Source organism: Campylobacter sp. 2018MI13 (genome assembly GCF_018501135.1).
GTDB lineage: Bacteria > Campylobacterota > Campylobacteria > Campylobacterales > Campylobacteraceae > Campylobacter_E.
Map to the genome: position 1 here is coordinate 1 of NZ_JAHCZC010000031.1, position 19,393 is coordinate 19,393.

The following is a 19,393-nucleotide window of genomic DNA, read 5'->3' on the forward strand; positions in this document are numbered from 1 at the left end:
AGCTTTTATTAAATGCTTTGCAGTTTTTAAACATTTCTTTCATATTAGTAACGCTAGAAGTATCAAAATATAGTGTTTCATTAAAATTACTACACCCACTAAACATAGCTTTCATATTAGTAACATTGCTTGTGTTTAGGTTTAAGCTTTTATTAAATGCTTTGCAGTTTTTAAACATTTCTTTCATATTAGTAACGCTAGAAGTATCAAAATATAGTGTTTCATTAAAATTACTACACCCACTAAACATAGCTTTCATATTAGTAACATTAGAAGTGTCCCAAGTATTTATGCCGCTAAAATCTTTTCTATTAGAGTTTAGAAATAATTCGCTCATATCTGTGATTAAACTTGTGTCTAAATAGCTTAAATCAATATTTTGATTTAATACAAAATCAATTAATTCGCTTTTGTCTTTAACTAAAATTTTCATTAGCTTCCTTTAATGTTTATTTTTAGTTTAGCATATTGATAGTCCTGATTATGTCCATATAAAATATTTTTAAAAGAATTTGAAATTACTATTTCAAATTCTTTAAAGTTTATTTGATTATTCTTTTATTTGTAGGGATATTATCTATTATTAAGTCATAAAAAACATTTATATTATAATTATGCAATGCTGAATAATATATAGGTTTTTTAATATCCACTCCTGTAGCTTCTTTAACCCTTGCTTGAATACTACTTGCAAATTCATTTAAAAATTCTAAAAGCCTACTATCAGGCTCATTATCATTCCAATGCCTACCTTTCATAGCCATATCACATTGATTGATTGCTATAAGTATTCTATCCTTATCAAAATTAGGAACTATTATTTGATTTAAGAGATTATATGTAGTGCCTAAATCTCTGTTAATTCCTTCTACTATTACTAAGGCTAAATCTACCCAGCCATATTTTTTCTCATTTTGCATATAGGTTTTATAGAGCAAATCTATGATTTTTTTACCATGAGTTATGTCTTTTTCTTTGCCATCGCCAAGACCAGGGCTATCCCAAAATCTTACATAATCATTTAATTTATAACTATCAAGCTCCATAGTTTCAGGGTCTACTCCTAATCCTACTTTAGCTACTTCTTTTGTAAAAAGCGTGTTTAATGTAGTTGATTTACCAGCACCAGTGCAACCTACAACCAAGACATCAAGTGGATATGCCCCCATGATGTTTAATTTGCTTTGAATTTCACTAAGTCTATAATTTTGCATTTTACCACCCAAACAATCCACCGATAAATCCACCGATAGCTCCAATTGCTCCACCTATAGCACTTCCTATTGCTTTACCAGCAGAGCCAAAAATACTACCTATAGAGCCACCTATATCAGCACCAACGCTAGCACCTTTACTAACTGACTTGACAATAGAACCAAGAAAACTTTCTTTTACTTTTTTGTTGTAGTCAATAAGCCTATCATCATCTTTTAACATTTCTTCTTCCTTAGTCATATTTTGGGCTATATGAATACGCTTTTCTTCTGGGGTGTGTTTTACTATAAAATAAAGTAGCTTTGATAGATTATATGGTCTTTGTTGTGGCATTCCTTCTTCTTTAAACCCTGCTGAATAATATATAGGCTCTATATCAACCCCTGTTGCTTCTTTTATCCTATCTTTTACTGATTTTACTTTATCTTCTAAAAATTCTACTAGTTTTGGTTCAGGTTTGTTTTCTTCGTAGTTAAAATATCTACCTTTCATTGCCATATCACATTGATTAATAGCAACTAAAATTCTATCCTTAGCACTATCTCCAAGCGCTGGGATTATTACTTGATTTATTAATTTATAAGAAGTTCCTAAATCTCTGCTACCACCATCTAAGATAACTAAAACCAAATCTATTAAAGCATTACCACTATCATCTTTTTTATAAAGTAAGTCAATAATATTTTTACCATGTTGATTGTCTTTTTCTTTGCCATCGCCAAGTCCAGGGCTATCCCATAGGGTTAGATTATCTAATTCGTATTTTTCTATACTCATAGTCTCAGGGTCTACTCCTACACCAACTTTCGCCTTTTCTGTATTAAAAAGAGCGTTTATAGTAGAGCTTTTACCACAACCAGTAGCACCTGTAATCATTACATTTATTTTTTTATTTTTCATAGATTGAATATTTTTAAGCATTACTATTCTATCGCTTTCGCTAATGCTTGTTAATTCGCCTATGTTTTTTTCTAATTCTTTAAAAATATCTTTACTCATTCTTTATCCTTTTTTATATTTTTTAATAAATTTTCTTTTTCATTTTCATAGTCTTTTTTAGCTTTTGCAATGGCATTTTGTTTACTGTGAAGGTTTTTTAATTTGTCTTTAATGCTTTGTATATCTTCATCACTTAGCTTTAAAAAGTATTTTAGTTGGTCTAAAAACTCATCCTTGCAAGTGCAAACAAATGGAGTATTTTCATAAAAGTTTAAAACTTCAAGATAAAAAAGCTCTTTGCTTTTTACAAATTTTAGTTCTTTTGGTAGGTTGTATAATTCTTCGTATTTATTATCTAAAACCAAGTTAATACAATTAGACATTAAAGAATTTAAAGAATTAAAAACATAAGAAGTATTTGAAAAATTTTCATTATTAAATAATGTTTTAAATTCTTCTGTTTGATTATAACCGATATTAGAACTCCATCTTTTGGCTATTATGTAGTTTTTACATATAAATTCAAGCTCGCAAAGATAGTCTAAAATATAATCAGCTATAGCTAAATTTTGCTTTTTAATTTCTTCTTCATCTTTAGGTAGCATTCTAGCTAAAGTGCTAGAGTAGGTGATAAGATTTAAAAATACTAATTGTTCATCTTTGTTTAATTTTGTTAAAAACATTTTTTCTCCTTAAAATTAAAATAAATATAAAAAAATTAAAAAGAAAAATATTTTTAACTTGTATTTAGTAGATTAGTAAGGCTTTCGTGCCCCCCCCCCAAGAGCGGTAAATCATTTTAACTCCTTTCAAAATATCAATAATTATATTGTGTTTTATAAATATTGGTTGTTAGTATTATAACATATAGTAATCTTTAAATATGTCTATATAAAATTTTTCATTATAATTTTTAAAAATTTAAAGGATTAAAATGAATAAAAATATTTTAGATAGCTTAGATTTATCAGATAAGCAGAGTTTTGCTGATGGGCTAAAGGCGTTAATTGAGCAAACTTATGTAGTAGAGAATGAATATAAGGCTTTAAAGACTTCTTATGATAGTTTAATGCTAATGATAAATGAAATCATTGAGATTTTGCCAAGTGCTATTTGGGTTTTAGATGAAAATCAAAATCTAGTAGTGAAAAACAAATTAGCAAGTGATGAATTATTTAGGCAAATTGACCTTAATAAAGAGCATTATGAATTAGAATTTTTAAATAATTTTTATCAAATCAAATCTATAAAATACGCTGATAAGCACCTAATAATGGCTACAAATATTACTAAAGAAAAGCGAGATGAAAGGCTTGTTTCTATGGGTCAAGTAGCGGCTAATTTAGCTCACGAGATTAGAAATCCAATAGGCTCGGTTTCGCTTTTAGCAGGGGTGCTTTTTAGTAAAGTTGAGCTTAAAAATAAACATATTGTAATGCAAATGCAAGATGCGATTAAAAGGGTTGAGAGAATAATTGAGAGCACTTTGCTTTTTACTCGTGGGTTTAAGCTAAATAAATATGAGTTTAATTTGCAAGAATTTGAAAACGAATGCCAAAATGTCTTTAATACCTATAATAATAGTGATGAGATAATTCTAAGTGAATGCACTTTTGCTCCATTAATAATTAGTGCTGATAAGTCTTTAATAAGCTTAGTTTTAAGCAATTTAATTTATAACGCAATTGATGCTTGTGAAGAAAATGGCACTATCAAAGTCAAAGGAGAAATTATAAATAATATATATAAAATTAGTGTTTTTGATAGTGGCGAAAAGATAGCAAATCTTACTAATCTTTTTGAAGCATTCAATACAACTAAGCTAAAAGGCAATGGCTTAGGCTTAGCATTATGCAAACAAATCTGCAACGCTCACAATGCAAACATATACTATTGCAACGAGCCTAAGAGCTTTTGCGTGGAATTTAAATTAGATATTTAATAATTCATTTATTATTAAATATCTTAATTATTTCATCTAAATAATCATTTATCCCATCTTCTAAACTATAAATTGGTCTATATGAAAAACTATCATCTAGCTTTGCTTCAGTATGAAATTGATAAGCGTTAGTGTAAGGATTTGGGATATATGTTTTTTGCAATCTTTCTTTTAAAATTCCACGCTTTATTAATAAATCTTGCAAAATATCTACAATACTCTCAAAACTCCTAGCCTTGCCACTACCTACATTATAAACTCCACCATTAGCATTCATTGCAGCGATATTTGCATTTGTAACATCTTTTATATATACAAAATCTCTAAAGATTTTATCACTTCCAACGAAAAGTTTAGGCGAGTTGTTGTTTAGGATTTGTAAACCAAATTGTAAAATCATAGAAGCGGTTGTATCTTTATAAAATTCATTTTTACCATAAACATTGAAATATCTAAGCCCTACAGCTCCTGTATCTTTAGCGATTTTATCCATAGTTAGTTTTGAAAAAGCATAAGGATTTTTAGGTATTTCATTAAGCCCTACGGTTTGTGGGCTTGGTGCATCTCCATAGACACTAGCACTACTTGCATAAATTAATTTTGCATTGTGTTTTTTAGCAAGAGCTATAATTTTATAAAAAGTATTAATATTACTTTTAAATACTATTTCTTCATCATAAACGGTAGTATCAGAAATAGCTGCAAAATGATAAATCACATTAGGAGCAAAACTATCAATCATTGCATAAAACTCATCATCTAATAAATTAGCTGAATATATTAAGCCATCAAATTCTAAAAGATTTTTATAAGTTCCAAAATATTTTCTTTTATTGTTTGAAAATCTTTCATTATTATCAAAATTATCAATTACTAAAACTTTATGATCTTTACATAATTCATTTGCTAGATTTGAGCCTATAAATCCAGCTCCACCTGTTATTACTATATTCATATTTATCCTTTATTTGCTTTTTTGAGCGTTTGTTTTAGCGTCTTTTATAAAGTTTAAAAACTCGTTTATTTTATCGTAATTATCAAATGATACTTGTTTTTTAATAAGCATTTTTACTAATTTTTCATTTGCCAAATACTCATCATCCATCTCTTGTGCTTTTTGCACTAAAGCTCTTAGCATAATTTCTTCATTCATAAAAACTCCTAATAAATAGCACTAATTCTATCAATATCATCCCAAGTAAGTGAGTTATTTTTATAATTTAGCATTCTATGAACATATCTTGCCAAAATATCAGTTTCTACATTTACTAAATCATTGATTTTATATGAATTAAATAAAGTATCTTTTAAAGTAATATCAATTATTGTAAGTCTTATAGAATTGTTTAAAACTTCATTGATAGTAAGGCTTACTCCATCAATTGCAATGCTACCTTTATTACACACAAAAGGCATTAATTTTTCATCAAGACTTATATAAAAATCTATCCCACTAGCAAGCTTATTTATCTTAATGATTTTACCGAGCCCATCAATATGCCCACTTAAAATATGCCCATCAATCCTATCTCCTACTTGCATTGCTAATTCAGTATGCACTTTTTCACCTACTTTAAAAGGTTTGATTATTTTTTGAGTTTCACTACTAAGATTTAAACTAAAGCCGTCATTATGAGTTTTTATCACACTAAGACAAGCTCCATTAGTTGCTACGCTATCTCCTATGTTTGGTTTTAGTTTTGAAATTAATCTTAATTCATTATTTGAATAGTTTTTTATAAAGCCACATTCTCTTATTAAACCATTAAACATTTTTATCCTTTACAATAAGCTTAGTGTATTATAAAAAAAAGGATTAATGATGTATGATATTATAGTAATTGGTGCTGGTCATGCTGGTGTTGAAGCAGCACACGCAAGTGCTAAAATGGGTAAAAAAACACTACTTCTTACGATTTTAAACGATAGAATTGGAGCAACTTCTTGCAATCCTGCAATAGGCGGACTTGCAAAAGGGCATTTAGTAAAAGAAATAGCCGCACTTGGCGGAATTATGCCAAAGATTACTGATTTAAGTGCGATTAATTACAAGACTTTAAATGAGAGCAAAGGTGCAGCTGTTCGTGGAACTAGAGCTCAAATAGATATGGATGAATACAATAAAAATGCTAAAAATATATTATTAAATATGCCTAATTTAGACATTTCTCAAGAAATGGTTACAGAGCTTTTAGTAAAAGATAATGAAGCTTATGGAGTAAAAACCGAGCTTAATAAAACTTATGAAGCTAAGAAAATAATTTTATGCAGTGGGACATTTTTAAATGGTTTAATTCATGTAGGTTTAAGCAAGATAAAAAGTGGTCGTGTAGGAGAGCTTAGTGCTAGTGAGTTAGGCGATAATTTAGCTGCTTTAGGGCTTAATCGTGGAAGACTTAAAACTGGAACTTGTCCTAGAATTGCAGCAAGTAGTATTGATTTTAGCGTATTAGAAACTCAAGAAAGCGATTTAAATACTAAAGGATTTAGCTTAGAATTTACTTCTCATACATTGCCGCAACTTCCTTGCTATATAGCGCATACAAATACAACAACTCATGATATTATCCGTTCAAATTTTGATAAAGCTCCTATGTTTACAGGACAAATTAAAGGAGTTGGCCCTAGATATTGTCCTAGTATAGAAGATAAAATCAATCGTTTTGCGGATAAAGAAAGTCATCATTTATTTATTGAGCCACAGACAAAAGAAGCTACAGAATATTATATAAATGGTTTTTCAACTTCTTTACCATTTGAAGTTCAACATTCAATGATACGCTCGGTTAAAGGCTTTGAAAATGCTAAAATCACAAGACACGGCTATGCAATAGAATATGATTATTTTGACCCACTTGATTTGTTTCATACTTTAGAAAGTAAAATTATTAAAAACTTCTATCTAGCAGGTCAAGTAAATGGGACAACTGGTTATGAAGAAGCAGCAGCTCAAGGGCTTATGGCAGCAATAAATGCAAGTTTGGCAATTGATAATAAAGATGGACTTGTGTTACGCCGTGATGAAGGATATATTGGTGTTTTAATTGATGATTTAGTTACAAAAGGCACAAAAGAGCCTTATAGAATGTTTACAAGTAGGGCTGAGTTTAGATTATTACTTCGTGAAAGCAATGCAATCACAAGGCTTAATAAATACGCTTATGAGTGTGGTTTAAGAGATGAAAATAGCTTTAAATACTATGAAAATCAAATAAATGATATTAAAAAAGGTTTAGAGTTTTTATGTGAAAGCAGGGTTGTTCCTTCAAATTCTTTTAATGAATTATTAGCAAGTATTAATGAAGAGCCGATTTCTCAACCAACAACTCTTCAAAAAATCATAGCTCGTAGCACGATAACAAAGGAAAAAATGCTTTCTTTAGCACCAAGTTTGGCTAATTTAAATGATTTTGTTTTAGATGAAATTTTACTTGATGCAAAATATTATCATTATGTAAAATTGCAAGATGAAAGTATTCAAAATCAAGCGAATTTGATTAAGATTAAAATTCCAAATGATTTTACTTATCGTGGAATTAGTGGGCTTAGCAATGAAGTTGTAGAAAAACTTGAAAAAAATAAGCCTGATAATTTGTTTGATGCAAGTAGAATTAGTGGAATTACCCCAGCTGCAATTGATATTCTTCAAATTTATATTAAATTAAAGGCTAAGAATTGATTAGACATTTAAGTAAGTTTAAGAAATTTTATTCTTTTATAGTTTTATCAATTTTAATGATTGTTTTTTCATTTTTTATAACTATAAAAGAAGTAGGTATCATCACAAGGCTAGATAATTTAACTCACGATATGTTTTTTAGAATTAATGCTTATTTTAATCATAATATTAAAGGTGATAGTAGAATTGCTATAGTTGATATTGATGAAAAAAGCTTAGCTAGTCTTGGGCAATGGCCTTGGGATAGAGATATTCTTGCTTGTTTGGTGTATAAATTAAATTCTGCTAGTGTGGTAGGATTTGATATTTATTTTGCAGAAAGTGATAAGCGTGGAGAAATTACTAAAAAGATGAATGATACGGAGTTTAATTCTTTAAACATTCCAAAATATCATTTTTGCCAACGCACTCAAGACACTGATAAAGCTTTTGCAATGGCACTTTCAAAGACAAATAGTATTTTAGCCTATGCTATAAACTTAGGCTCTTATATAAACGATACGGAAAAAAAATTAGCCCCATTAAGTAATCAAAGTATAGCTGAAGATAATATTGATTATTCATTGCTTGAACATGGTAAAAATATTACAGCAAGTATAGAAGAATTAAGTGATAATGCTTATGCAAATGGATTTGTTAATTCATATTCACATTTAGATAATGTAATCAGAAATGCCTTTATGATGATTTATTATGATGATGGTGAGTTTAAACAACTCTTACCAAGTCTTAGTCTTGCAATGTATGCAAAATATCTAGGAATTGATGATATTAAAGCAATTGGGGATAATTTTAAAGATATACATTTAGTATTAGGAGATAAGGATAGCTTTGTAGTGAATGCTCACGCATTGCTTGGTTTATATTTTAAAGGAAAATCTCCGCATTATGATTATATTAGCGCTATTGATGTTTTAGATGGGACTATTAGTAAAGAGTTCTTTAAAGATAAAATAGTTTTAATTGGAACTAGCGTTGTAGGGCTTAATGATATTAGAAGCAATCCATTAGATGAAAACCTACCAGGTGTTGAAATCCACGCAAATGCTATAGATAATTTATTAAATGATGAATACCTAACAACCCCAAAATATTCATCTGAAATACTTTTAATTTCTTTACTAATAATAATTGCTCTTAGTGTTTCTTTTATGTATTTTAAAAGCATAATTTTACAAGTTTTATGGCATTTAATACTTTTAGCAACTATTATTTTAGGGCATTATTATTTTATAATTAGCAAGAAGTATTTACTTCATACATTTGAACTTATTTTGGTTTTAGCTATTATGGGAGTAATTGGGATATTAATTAACTTCTTTTTAGAAAGCAGACAAAAAGAATTTATAAAAGCTAAGCTAGAAAAAAAGGTTTCAAAAAGAGTAGCAGAGCAATTGATTAATACAGATAGCAATGTATTTAGCACAAGCAAAAGAGAAATATCAGTATTTTTTAGTGATATTAGAGATTTTACTACGATTAGTGAGAATATGGATGCTTCTGATTTGGTTAATTTCTTAAATAAATATATGACCCCTATGAGTGATATTATTTTTAAATACAATGGAACGGTTGATAAATATATAGGTGATGCTGTTATGGCGTATTTTAATGCTCCAAATGATTTAGAAAATCACGCTGATTGTGCTTTACAAGCTGCAATTGAGCAAATAAAAGCCTTAAATCTTTTAAACGAAGATTGGGGCAAAAAAGGACTTCCTTATATAAATATAGGCATAGGAATTAACACAGGTGAATGTATTGTAGGGGAGATGGGAAGCCTTTCAAGAAGTGATTATACTTGCATAGGAGATGGAGTAAATACCGCAAGTAGGGTAGAAAGCTCTTGTAAAAACTATAAGGCAAATATCTTAATCTCTCATAACACTTTAGCAGCCTTAAAAGACGCTAGTATATATGAATTAGAATTAGTTGATGAATTAAAGCTAAAAGGTAAAGATGAAGCTACTAAATTATATAAATGCAGTGGCTTTAAAGGAGAGAAATTAACTTTATGGCGTGAATAATTAGGAATTTAATTTCTAATTATTCTTTTACATAGTAAGTGCAAGTATTTGCATATACTTTTTTTAATTCATTATGACTTGGAACTAAATCAGCATGTCCAGCGAAAAACATTCCGCCATCATTGAGATTTTTGACAAAATTATCAACCAAGCGGTATTTGTATTCTTCATTAAAATAAATCATCATATTTCTTGAAAGTATCACATCAAATTTACCTAATTCTAAAAATTTCTTATCAAATACATTCACAACTTCAAACTTAGCATTAGAAAAATATTGGCTTTTTATCACATATTCATCATTGTCTTGGTCAAAGTATTTTTTGATTAGATTATCATTTAGATTATATAATGAGCGTTTTGAATATCTTCTAGCTCTTGCTTTTTGAATAATTTCAGCATTTATATCTATTCCTAAGATTGAAAGATTAGTAATCCCTGCTTCATTTGCTAGCATTAGTATTGAATATACTTCTTCTCCACTTGAACTTGGAGCGCATAAAATTCTTCTTTTGCTAGGTTCTGCTCTTAGGATATAAATTAATTCATTAAGTTGTTTTAGTTCTCTATAAAAATAAGTTTCACAAACCGTTATTAAGTCAAATAATTCTTGTCTAATAGGAAGGTTTAAATCCATTTTATTAGTTAATTGAGAAAAAGAACTTAAATTATTATTAGTGCAAAATTTGATTAATTTTGGTCTTATCGTTGTTTTTTTAACTTCTAAATCAATTCCACAAACTTGCCTAATTTTCAATAAAAGCATATCAAACTCATAATTATCATCGTGGAATTTAAACTCTTCTTTTTGTTGATTTTCTATATCTTTTTTATTTGATAAAAAACTAAACATAAAACCTACCTTTGAATGAAATTTACAATTTCTTTTTTTATATCTTCAATGTCAAGTTGTAAAAGATTATTATTTAATTCATAAGCTCTTTTTGGCATTCCATAAACTATGCAAGATTTTTCACTCTCGCCTATACACTTAGCACCTTTTTTGTATAGTTCAAATAAGCCTTTAGCACCATCATCTCCAATTCCTGTTAATAATATTGCTAGTATTTCATAGTCTTTTGTAAGTTTTGAAGCACTATTAAACAATAAATCTACATTAGGACAAAATGGAAAAACTCCATTATTAAAATTAGCCCTTAGATTTGAAAATAACTCCGTATTGTATTGACAAATATATATTTTTTTATCATCTAAAAAACAAGTATTTTCTAATAACGCAACATCGCTTAAACATTCTTTATCAAGTTGATGTGCGTAACTTGGTAAAAAATTTGCTTGCATATGTTGAGCAATAACTATTGTTGTATTTACAAGTTTTAAATCTTGAATTAAATACTTAATCTGACTAGGACCACCTGTGCTAGCACCTATTAAAATTACTTTTCGCATCCATAATTCCTTATATAAAATAACCAATAAAAAGCACCTATTATAAAGCAACTTCCAATTAATATTGTAATATAAAAAGTGCTAATTTTATTATCAAATAACCAACCAGTTAGTAAAGTAATTGCTAATGAAAAGCTCATATAAATCATATCAACATAAGCAATCACTCTGCCATAATATTCTTTATCGCAATTGTTTTGAATTGCTGTATAAGTATAAGACCATATCGTGCTAGTAAAAAATCCAGCAAATATTAAACCTATAAAAGATACCCAGAAATTAAATTGAAGTAAAGCCCAAGTAATAATCCCTAAGCCTTGTAAAATAAAAAAATAGAATAATCTTTTGTGATTTACGACTTTACTTAAAATTAAAGGTCCAACTACTAAAGATAAAGCTCTAATTGCATTACTAAGTCCTATTATTAAACCTGTGCTTAGAATTTCTTTTAGAAAATATACTTTATTTAAATAATCATATCCAGCTAAAAAATTAATCAAAGCATCATAAGCTGTAAATCCTATAAAGGCGTGTAATAATATTAAATGTAATATTTTTTTATTTCCTAGTAAATAAAACAAACCTTCTTTAGCCATTTTTGTGATATTTTTGAAATAAAATTTTTCATTTTTTACTTCTATTTTTATAAAAAATAATAATGTAATTCCAATTAAAAATAAAAAGCAATCGAGCAAAAAGGCATTATAAACCCCAAAATAATGTATAAACATACCAGCAACTGCCATTCCTGTAGTGTATGAAATAGCCCAAACTACTGAAAATAACTCATTTGCTAGCTTTAATCTGTCTTTATCAAAAATATGTGGCAATAAACTCATTTCAGTTTGAAAATATAAACTTGCAACCGCAAGTCTTATAAAAATTAGTAAAAATAGTATAAAAATATAACTAGCGTCTTTTATAAAAATTAGTAAAAATACTGAAAACAATTCAATGATAATTGATAATAATAAAAGTTTTTTAGACTTAAAACTATCAATTATAATTCCACTAATTGGTGCCATTAAAATAGTAGGCAAAAATGCAAATACAGCAGAAAAAGATATAGCCCATTTTTTCATACTTTCGTGATTTATTTCAGAGCCTAAAATATTCCAACTAAACTTGCTAAAATCAAATTCAATTAGCATAGTATAAACACCAATTTGTGAAAACCAAGCCCCAAAATAAGTTATGAATTGAACTAGGATAAGAATTTTAAAAGTCTTACTATATTTTAATAATTCAAGATAATTTTTCAATTTATTTCTCCAGCATAACAACAGCCATTGCAATCCCTGCATCGTGGCTAATACTAAGATGAGCTGATTTTACTCCAAATTTATTAAAAATTTTTTCACTAAATAAAATACTAGGTCTATTTTGATTATTTTTTATAATTTCTATATCCATAAAAGAGCAATCTTTACTAATTCCACAGCCTAAAGCTTTGCTAGCTGCTTCTTTTGCTGCGTAATAACCTGCAATAGAATTTGAATTAGAACTTAGAGTTTTTAATTCGTTTTCGGTAAGGATTTTTTTTAAGAATTTAATTTGAGATTTAGCTAGAATTTTCTCAACTCTAGCAATCTCAACAATATCACAACCAATCATCAAGTAATCACAAAATCAGTAAAATAAATATTTTTGATAAAGCCATCATTTAATACTTCATTAATTTTATTGATAATTTCTTCTTTTAATCTTTCTTTGCCTTTTCCTGTGCTTATTTCTTCTACACTTTTTGAGCTTAGAGTTTCTATTATTTTATCTTTAATAATAGGTATTTTTTTATCAAGTTCTGGTGTTAGTGTTTCTATATTTTGCTCTAATTCAATTTTGCATTTTAAATATTTAGTCCCACTATCACTTACTAAATTCACGGTAAAGCCATCTAATGGATAAATAACACCAACATCAGCTGACATTTCGTTCTTTTTCTTAGCAGGTTTTTTCTCAACTTGCTCGGTTTTTACACTTTCATCAGCCTTTTCTTCATCGCCACTTCCCATTAATAAAAATATAACTAAACCGCCTATGATTAATACAACAAGTAATAAAACGGTTACTAAAATTAAAACCAAACTAGAACCTTTTGATTTTGGTGCTACAACTTCTTCGTTTTCTGCCATTTATTAACCTTTTTTGATAAATATTTTAAAAATTGAGATTTTAGCAAAAATAAATTAAAGAAGGGATAAAATGAAAAAAATACTAGCTATTTTGATAGTAATAATTATAGGCATATTTAGTTTTGCATATTTTAGTAATGATGAAACTAATAATAATTTTAGAATTATTAAACCAAAAAGAATGGATTTATCAATTAATGTTGAAGCAGTAGGCAAGGCTTATTCTCCTTCTTTGGTAAATGTTGCAACTTTAGCAAATGGAGAAATTAAAGAATTTCGTGTAAAGCTAGGAGATAAGCTTAAAAAAGGCGATATTATTGCTATTTTAGATGATGAAAAAGCTAAGAATGATTTGGCTATAGAAAAAAGTAAATTAATTAGTTTAAATGATGAAGAAGAAGCAGCTAGAGTATATTTAAACGAATTATATGTAAAACTTCAAACTCAAGAAAAGTTATTAAGTAAGGGTGCTAGCTCTAAAGAAAATTATTTAAACGCAAAAACTAATTATTACAACGCAAAAGCAAAACTTAGCTCAATAAAAGCTCAAATAATTCAAACAAATGCAAATATTTCTACTATGCAAGAAAGTTTAGATGAAACAATAGTAAAAGCTCCTATTGATGGTAGTGTAATAGGTGTTTATGCTAGTTTAGGTCAGACAATTAACTCAAAGCAAAGCTCACCAACACTAATTAAATTAGCTAATTTAGATGAGATGGAAGTTAGAATGCAAATAGCACAAAATGATGTTAGCTTATTAAAAGTAGGGCAAAAAATCACATATACTCCATTAAGTGATGGGGCTAGCACTAAAGAAGCTAGCATAAATAGTATTGATAGTGCTGATGTTAGTGTTATTGATAACGCTACTTCAAGTGGGGCTGTTTATTATTATGCTAGATATTTTGTAAATAATAACCCTGAATTAAAAATAGGAATAGATGTTCAAAATACCATAGAAATTGATAAGGTAGTAAATGCTTTAACTTTACCTATTAATTATATTAATAAAGACAATAAAGGCTATTTTGTAAATATTAAAGATAATAGCGAGATAGGCTATAAAAAAGCATATATAACCTTAGGTAAGAGCGATAATTTTAATATAGAAATTACAAGTGGCTTAAATGATGATGATGAAGTGGTAATAACTAATGATAAAGATAAGCAATCTAAATAAATTTTATGGCTCAACTCAAGTATTAAAAGATATAAATATTGAGATAAAAAAAGGCGAGTTTGTAATATTATTAGGCAAAAGTGGTTCAGGAAAAAGCACCTTGCTTAATATGATAGGCTTAATTGATGAGCCAAGTAGCGGAGAATATATATTTTATGATAAGAATTTGTATTCTTTAAATAGTGAAGAAAAATCAGCCTTTAGAAGAGATAATTTAGGTTTTATATTTCAAAGATACAATTTAATGCCCTTACAAAGTGTATTAGAAAATGTAATAATGGGAGCTTTATATGCTAAGAAAAACAAACAAACTAGTATTCAAAAAGCTAAAAAATTATTAGAAAAATTAGAACTTAGCGAACATACTCATAAAAAAGCAGCACATTTAAGTGGTGGTCAGCAACAGCGTGTAAGTGTGGCAAGAGCACTTATAAATGATGCAAATTTTATATTAGCAGATGAGCCAACAGGAGCGCTTGATAGTGCAAATGGAATAAAGCTTATGCAAATTCTAAAGGAGCTAAATGAAAACGGAGTTGGGGTTATTTTAGTAACTCACGATGAGAGTTTATGTAAATACGCAACTAGAATTATCAAAATGAAAGATGGAGTTATCATTAGTGATGAAAATGTTAAAGAATTTAAAACAAGCAATTTAAATGAAGATAATTTAAATAAAGCTAATTTTAAAGATAGATTTATAGCTAGTTTTAGCTTTTTTTCTCAAAATGTAAAACTTGCATTAAATAATCTAATCACAAATAAATTAAGGTCGTTTCTTACTATGCTAGGGCTTATAATCGCTACTGCTTCAGTAATTTCAACGATAGCTTTAGGAAATGGTGGGAAAGCTGATATTTTAGAAGAGATAAAATCACTTGGGACAAATACAATTATAGTTCATAAAGGCTCAAGATTTGGAGATAGAAATGCAGGTAGGATTAAGGATTTAACATACCAAGATTTAGAGCTTATTAAAAGGCTTGATTTTGTAAAAGAAGTTGGGGTTGAGAGTGGTTTAAGTGGTGCTTATATTACTTATTTAAAAAACGAAGTAGATACTGATGCTACAGGAGTTTTTGCGAATTTTTTACAAATTAGTGCTAAGGAGATGAAAGAAGGTAGATTTTTTACCGAGCAAGAAGAACAAGACGCTAAGAATGTATGTGTAATTAGTGAGAATTTAGCTAAAACTTTATTTAAAATAGAAAGTCCATTAAATAAAATAATATATCTAAAAGGTCAGCCATTAAGAGTAATTGGGGTTCTTAAAAAAGATAAAAATGAGCGAGATGGTTTTGATATTAGAGTTTATGTTCCAAATAGCACAATTAGCAATAAATTTGATGGTAATAAACATATTAGGCGTATTGTTGTATTGCTTAAAGATGATGTAAATAGTGAATTAGCTGATAATAGCATTAAACAGATTTTAGAGATTAAAAAGGGTGCTAATTCAATTTTGACCTTTAATCAAGACGCTATTAAAAAAAGTATAGAAAGCACTACAAATACACTTAGTTTAATGATTTTTGGCATTGCATTTATTGCTATGATTGTTGGCGGAATTGGTGTTATGAATATTATGCTTGTCGTTGTAAAAGAGCGAACGAAAGAAATAGGGGTAAAACTTGCGATCGGAGCAAGTCCATCTTATATTAGCACGGGATTTTTGATTGAATCGGTTGTGCTTTGTAGCGTAGCTGCTAGTATTGGTGTAATGATTGCTTTAATGCTTGTTTATGGTATTAATTTACTTGACGCTCCTATTAAAATGATAGTTGATTTTGATGCTATTATGTTAGGGTTTTTAAGTAGCACTTTAGTTGGCTTATTTTTTGGATATTTTCCTGCTAAACAAGCTAGTAAGCTAATCCCTGCAGTTGCTTTAACTGATGATTGATTAATTTGGAAAAACTTAAATTAATAAAGTTTTTCCTTTTTATTTTATATAAAATCATAAGCAACTAATGAATGTGTAGTTTTAAATAATTTTAGGAATTTACAAAATTTAAGGACTAAATTAATATATTAAAATCCTAATTTAAATTCTAAAATATTTCACACCACTAATTAACCTTATTATAATTTTTTATTTTTTATCTTTTAAAAGAATTTAATTTAGGAATTTAAGATATTTTCAAAGTATTTAACATAAAACACAAGATAAATTTAATAATTATTTTTAAATTTATATTTGATATAATTAATCTTATTTTTTATTAAGGCTAAATATGCAAGTAAATCACAAAAAATATTTAAAAATCATTTTAAAAAAAGTAATAGCTTTTATCTTTACTATAATTTTTCTTATTATAGGAAGTTTTTATGCAATGGTTAGCGAAACTCAAAAAGAAACTTTTGACATACAATATAGTAAAAACCCAGAAGCTTCTGCTAAATTTGTAAATGCGATGGAGTATAGAATTGTTATTGAATTATTGCATACATATTTGAATTATGATAATTTTATAATGATATTTCTTATAAATCAAATGAATGATAAATTTAAAGAAGGTAAAGAGCTTTTACCAAAAGATAGCATAGAAGATATTTTATGGTGGATGATTTTAAATAGAAATATGTTTTTTAAAAGTGATGATTTATCGTATGCTAAGTATGTTGCAAATACTTATAAAGATGAATTTTTTAATGAGATTTATTCAATGATTGAACGCTTACCATATGGGAAAAATTATTTTGATAATATTGAGCTAAATCAAAATCGCTTTGCAACCATGTTAAGGCTTGTTTCAATATATACAGATTTAGATATTGATAGATTTATATATTATTTAAAAGAAGAATCAAATAAACATGATGAAATATATAAGCATTTAGACATGGCTTATAGAAGATATTTTGATTCACAAAAGTCAAAGGAATATTTTTATTATATATATACAAATACAGTGATTATGCTTCATGCTAAAGACATATATTTAAATTTACAAGGTGATGAAAATGGAAAAATGATTGAACCAGCAATAATCCCACAAGATTTATGTTATAAAAAAGATATATTTGAAATATACGATAATTTTCAAAAAATTATTGATTATGTAAAAACTACAAAAAATTATTCTAGTTCTTTATCTGGAACAAGTTTAGAAATATTAGGAGTTTTAGAAAATTCCTGCCCTAATGAAAAAGAATTAAGAAAAAAAATACAAGCAGAGATTGATGAAATTAATGAAAATAAAAAAGGAGTTGTAAATGCTAAATGAAGATTATTAAATTCTAAAATATTTTACACCACTAATTAACATTATTATAATTTTTAGTTTTTATCTTTTAAAAGAATTTAATTTAGGAATTTAAGATATTTTCAAAGTATTTAACATAAAACACAAGATAATTTTAATAATTATTTTTAAATTTGATGAATGTGTATTTGCTATAATAAACCTTATTTTTAAAGGTAAGATATGAATGAGTTTTTAATATATTTAGCATATTTTTTAGATAATTTACACGATTTAGCTGGTGGGATTATTAGTATTTTAATTCCTATAGATTATGTGCCATTCCTTACCTATCCTATGCTTTTTGCCCTTACATTTTTTATAGGATTAAAGCTCTATCCTAGATTTATAACAGCTTTATATATTTTATTTTTTTATTTGGTTTTAAGTGCTAAAAGCAATAATCCTGATTTTGCTCTAAATACATTGATTTTTCAAATAATTTTTCCTTTTATATTGTGTTTTCCTATTATACTAATCTATAAATTTATAATGAAACAAAATCAAAAATTTATTAAAGTTATATTCTATTTTTTCTCATTTTTAATGATTGCCTTTCACGGAATATTATTCATAAGTCATTTTAATTTACAGCAAAGTCCAAAGCACGAAGTAACAGAACTTAAAAAACCAAATACCTTATTATTAAGCACAATTGAAAAGCAAAACTATACGATAGATGGAAAATTTTTTAAAAGCGTAAATTTAATAGTTGATAAAGAAGTGCAATTATATGAAGATTATCATGAAAAAAGTTTTGAAGAAAAAGCTTCAAAATTACCAACTAGACTTAGTAAAGATAAGCTAATAAATTATGATATTTATGGTTATTTTGTGGATTGTAGTTACGCAAAATCATATGTACAGCTTAAACTTCCAGAGCATCCTGATTTTGATAGAATTTCTAATTCTTTTGCTAGGTTATTTGTTGATAATTATTATCTTAAATTAGGTAATTACGATAATAATAGAGGTAGTTGTTCTAATGATGTTTATAAAAATTATTTAAATAAATTAAAAGGAGAATTAAAATGAAAACAAGTTATATTGAATTGTTAAAATATGCAGTTTTATCAGATATAGTTTATGATGATTAAAAAATGATAATAATAAAATATATTTAAATTTATTAAAATCCTAATTCAAATTCCATTAATTTTTTAAAGAATTTGAACTAGGAATAAAGATTTAAAATAAAGCTTCTTCCATTTCGCTAGGCTTATTTAAATTTAGTATTTTTAGCACGCTAGCAGCAATATTTGCTAATGAGCCATCTTTTAAATTACTATCTTTATGATAATTATAAAGCCAGCAACCAACATCATAAGTTGTATGATTGGTTAAAATATTGCCATTTAAATCTTTCATATCTTCGCAGTTTCCATGATCTGAAGTTAAGAGCATAGCATAATTATTTTCTTTACAAGCTTTAATGATTTTGCCTAAGCATTCATCAACGCACTCAACTGCTTTAATACAAGCTTCATAATTTCCTGTATGACCTACCATATCGCCATTTGCAAAATTAACTACGATAAAATCAAAACCATCATTCATAGCCTTAATTACTTCATCACACACTAAATAAGCACTCATTTGCGGTAATTCATCATAGCTTTTT

General features: G+C 27.4%; 20 protein-coding genes. 7 read left to right on the forward strand and 13 right to left on the reverse strand.

Annotated elements, in window-relative coordinates; genetic code table 11:
* From KJQ99_RS04525 to KJQ99_RS04540, 4 genes are all read right to left on the reverse strand, one after another.
* The coding region (locus tag KJQ99_RS04525) for a BspA family leucine-rich repeat surface protein (RefSeq protein WP_214150152.1) at positions 1-433 on the reverse strand (433 nt) is incomplete at its 3' end.
* A 109-nt stretch (positions 434-542) separates the two neighbouring features.
* Positions 543-1,214, reverse strand: coding sequence for a GTPase family protein (locus KJQ99_RS04530; protein WP_214150153.1), 672 nt, complete (start codon positions 1,212-1,214; stop codon positions 543-545).
* Position 1,215: 1 nt separating this feature from the next.
* Positions 1,216-2,214, reverse strand: a complete 999-nt coding sequence (locus KJQ99_RS04535; protein ID WP_214150154.1) for a GTPase family protein — start codon at positions 2,212-2,214, stop codon at positions 1,216-1,218.
* On the reverse strand, positions 2,211-2,837 hold the full coding sequence (locus KJQ99_RS04540) for a hypothetical protein (protein WP_214150155.1): 627 nt from the start codon (positions 2,835-2,837) through the stop codon (positions 2,211-2,213). The genes KJQ99_RS04535 and KJQ99_RS04540 overlap by 4 nt, the downstream gene beginning before the upstream one ends.
* Before the next feature lie 251 nt (positions 2,838-3,088).
* Between KJQ99_RS04540 and KJQ99_RS04545 the strand changes: the two genes are divergently transcribed.
* Positions 3,089-4,096, forward strand: coding sequence for a sensor histidine kinase (locus KJQ99_RS04545; protein WP_214150156.1), 1,008 nt, complete (start codon positions 3,089-3,091; stop codon positions 4,094-4,096).
* Between the two features lie 4 nt (positions 4,097-4,100).
* Here KJQ99_RS04545 and rfaD read toward each other — a convergent pair whose 3' ends face one another.
* Genes rfaD through KJQ99_RS04560 form a run of 3 tightly spaced genes read right to left on the reverse strand, consistent with a single transcriptional unit; the run spans position 4,101 to position 5,869 of the window.
* Positions 4,101-5,051: an ADP-glyceromanno-heptose 6-epimerase gene (gene rfaD / locus KJQ99_RS04550; protein WP_214150157.1), complete on the reverse strand. Its 951-nt coding sequence runs from the start codon at positions 5,049-5,051 to the stop codon at positions 4,101-4,103.
* A gap of 9 nt (positions 5,052-5,060) precedes the next feature.
* Positions 5,061-5,249 (reverse strand): hypothetical protein, encoded by a 189-nt coding sequence (locus KJQ99_RS04555; RefSeq protein ID WP_214120047.1) that lies wholly within the window; start codon positions 5,247-5,249, stop codon positions 5,061-5,063.
* 8 nt (positions 5,250-5,257) lie between these two features.
* On the reverse strand, positions 5,258-5,869 hold the full coding sequence (locus KJQ99_RS04560; protein WP_214116726.1) for a riboflavin synthase: 612 nt from the start codon (positions 5,867-5,869) through the stop codon (positions 5,258-5,260).
* A gap of 49 nt (positions 5,870-5,918) precedes the next feature.
* Between KJQ99_RS04560 and mnmG the strand changes: the two genes are divergently transcribed.
* Both mnmG and KJQ99_RS04570 read left to right on the forward strand, forming a co-directional pair.
* Positions 5,919-7,775, forward strand: a complete 1,857-nt coding sequence (gene mnmG, locus KJQ99_RS04565) for a tRNA uridine-5-carboxymethylaminomethyl(34) synthesis enzyme MnmG (RefSeq protein WP_214116728.1) — start codon at positions 5,919-5,921, stop codon at positions 7,773-7,775.
* Positions 7,772-9,802, forward strand: coding sequence for a CHASE2 domain-containing protein (locus KJQ99_RS04570; RefSeq protein WP_214116730.1), 2,031 nt, complete (start codon positions 7,772-7,774; stop codon positions 9,800-9,802). The genes mnmG and KJQ99_RS04570 overlap by 4 nt, the downstream gene beginning before the upstream one ends.
* A 19-nt stretch (positions 9,803-9,821) precedes the next feature.
* On the opposite strand, the gene KJQ99_RS04575 is transcribed toward KJQ99_RS04570, so the two are convergent.
* Genes KJQ99_RS04575 through fliL form a run of 5 tightly spaced genes read right to left on the reverse strand, consistent with a single transcriptional unit; the run spans position 9,822 to position 13,344 of the window.
* On the reverse strand, positions 9,822-10,655 hold the full coding sequence (locus tag KJQ99_RS04575) for a CheR family methyltransferase (protein ID WP_214116732.1): 834 nt from the start codon (positions 10,653-10,655) through the stop codon (positions 9,822-9,824).
* Between the two features lie 5 nt (positions 10,656-10,660).
* Positions 10,661-11,212 (reverse strand): CheB methylesterase domain-containing protein, encoded by a 552-nt coding sequence (locus KJQ99_RS04580; RefSeq protein WP_214116734.1) that lies wholly within the window; start codon positions 11,210-11,212, stop codon positions 10,661-10,663.
* Positions 11,200-12,474: an MFS transporter gene (locus KJQ99_RS04585; RefSeq protein ID WP_250325669.1), complete on the reverse strand. Its 1,275-nt coding sequence runs from the start codon at positions 12,472-12,474 to the stop codon at positions 11,200-11,202. The genes KJQ99_RS04580 and KJQ99_RS04585 overlap by 13 nt, the downstream gene beginning before the upstream one ends.
* A 1-nt stretch (position 12,475) precedes the next feature.
* A complete protein-coding gene (gene acpS / locus KJQ99_RS04590; protein ID WP_214116738.1) occupies positions 12,476-12,826 on the reverse strand; it encodes a holo-ACP synthase in 351 nt (116 codons plus the stop codon).
* On the reverse strand, positions 12,826-13,344 hold the full coding sequence (gene fliL / locus KJQ99_RS04595; protein ID WP_214116740.1) for a flagellar basal body-associated protein FliL: 519 nt from the start codon (positions 13,342-13,344) through the stop codon (positions 12,826-12,828). The genes acpS and fliL overlap by 1 nt, the downstream gene beginning before the upstream one ends.
* Positions 13,345-13,414: 70 nt before the next feature.
* Here fliL and KJQ99_RS04600 point away from each other — a divergent pair, with 70 nt between their 5' ends.
* From KJQ99_RS04600 to KJQ99_RS04615, 4 genes are all read left to right on the forward strand, one after another.
* Complete coding sequence (locus tag KJQ99_RS04600; RefSeq protein ID WP_214120043.1) at positions 13,415-14,527, forward strand: efflux RND transporter periplasmic adaptor subunit; 1,113 nt, start codon at positions 13,415-13,417, stop codon at positions 14,525-14,527.
* Positions 14,502-16,430, forward strand: coding sequence for an ABC transporter permease (locus KJQ99_RS04605; protein WP_214120042.1), 1,929 nt, complete (start codon positions 14,502-14,504; stop codon positions 16,428-16,430). Before KJQ99_RS04600 ends, KJQ99_RS04605 begins: the two co-directional genes overlap by 26 nt.
* 331 nt (positions 16,431-16,761) lie before the next feature.
* On the forward strand, positions 16,762-17,754 hold the full coding sequence (locus KJQ99_RS04610; protein ID WP_214150159.1) for a hypothetical protein: 993 nt from the start codon (positions 16,762-16,764) through the stop codon (positions 17,752-17,754).
* A 201-nt stretch (positions 17,755-17,955) separates the two neighbouring features.
* Positions 17,956-18,807, forward strand: coding sequence for a hypothetical protein (locus KJQ99_RS04615; protein ID WP_214150160.1), 852 nt, complete (start codon positions 17,956-17,958; stop codon positions 18,805-18,807).
* 153 nt (positions 18,808-18,960) lie between these two features.
* Here the strand turns inward: KJQ99_RS04615 and KJQ99_RS04620 are convergent.
* The coding region (locus KJQ99_RS04620) for an alkaline phosphatase family protein (protein WP_214150161.1) at positions 18,961-19,393 on the reverse strand (433 nt) is incomplete at its 5' end.

Bases quoted from the DNA above. Each gene is read 5' to 3' on its own strand.
- KJQ99_RS04530 (WP_214150153.1), bottom strand. From the start codon at position 1,214: ATGCAAAATTATAGACTTAGTGAAATTCAAAGCAAATTAAACATCATG.
- KJQ99_RS04535 (WP_214150154.1), bottom strand. From the start codon at position 2,214: ATGAGTAAAGATATTTTTAAAGAATTAGAAAAAAACATAGGCGAATTA.
- KJQ99_RS04540 (WP_214150155.1), bottom strand. From the start codon at position 2,837: ATGTTTTTAACAAAATTAAACAAAGATGAACAATTAGTATTTTTAAAT.
- KJQ99_RS04545 (WP_214150156.1), top strand. From the start codon at position 3,089: ATGAATAAAAATATTTTAGATAGCTTAGATTTATCAGATAAGCAGAGT.
- rfaD (WP_214150157.1), bottom strand. From the start codon at position 5,051: ATGAATATAGTAATAACAGGTGGAGCTGGATTTATAGGCTCAAATCTA.
- KJQ99_RS04555 (WP_214120047.1), bottom strand. From the start codon at position 5,249: ATGAATGAAGAAATTATGCTAAGAGCTTTAGTGCAAAAAGCACAAGAG.
- KJQ99_RS04560 (WP_214116726.1), bottom strand. From the start codon at position 5,869: ATGTTTAATGGTTTAATAAGAGAATGTGGCTTTATAAAAAACTATTCA.
- mnmG (WP_214116728.1), top strand. From the start codon at position 5,919: ATGTATGATATTATAGTAATTGGTGCTGGTCATGCTGGTGTTGAAGCA.
- KJQ99_RS04575 (WP_214116732.1), bottom strand. From the start codon at position 10,655: ATGTTTAGTTTTTTATCAAATAAAAAAGATATAGAAAATCAACAAAAA.
- KJQ99_RS04580 (WP_214116734.1), bottom strand. From the start codon at position 11,212: ATGCGAAAAGTAATTTTAATAGGTGCTAGCACAGGTGGTCCTAGTCAG.
- acpS (WP_214116738.1), bottom strand. From the start codon at position 12,826: ATGATTGGTTGTGATATTGTTGAGATTGCTAGAGTTGAGAAAATTCTA.
- fliL (WP_214116740.1), bottom strand. From the start codon at position 13,344: ATGGCAGAAAACGAAGAAGTTGTAGCACCAAAATCAAAAGGTTCTAGT.
- KJQ99_RS04600 (WP_214120043.1), top strand. From the start codon at position 13,415: ATGAAAAAAATACTAGCTATTTTGATAGTAATAATTATAGGCATATTT.
- KJQ99_RS04605 (WP_214120042.1), top strand. From the start codon at position 14,502: ATGATAAAGATAAGCAATCTAAATAAATTTTATGGCTCAACTCAAGTA.
- KJQ99_RS04610 (WP_214150159.1), top strand. From the start codon at position 16,762: ATGCAAGTAAATCACAAAAAATATTTAAAAATCATTTTAAAAAAAGTA.
- KJQ99_RS04615 (WP_214150160.1), top strand. From the start codon at position 17,956: ATGAATGAGTTTTTAATATATTTAGCATATTTTTTAGATAATTTACAC.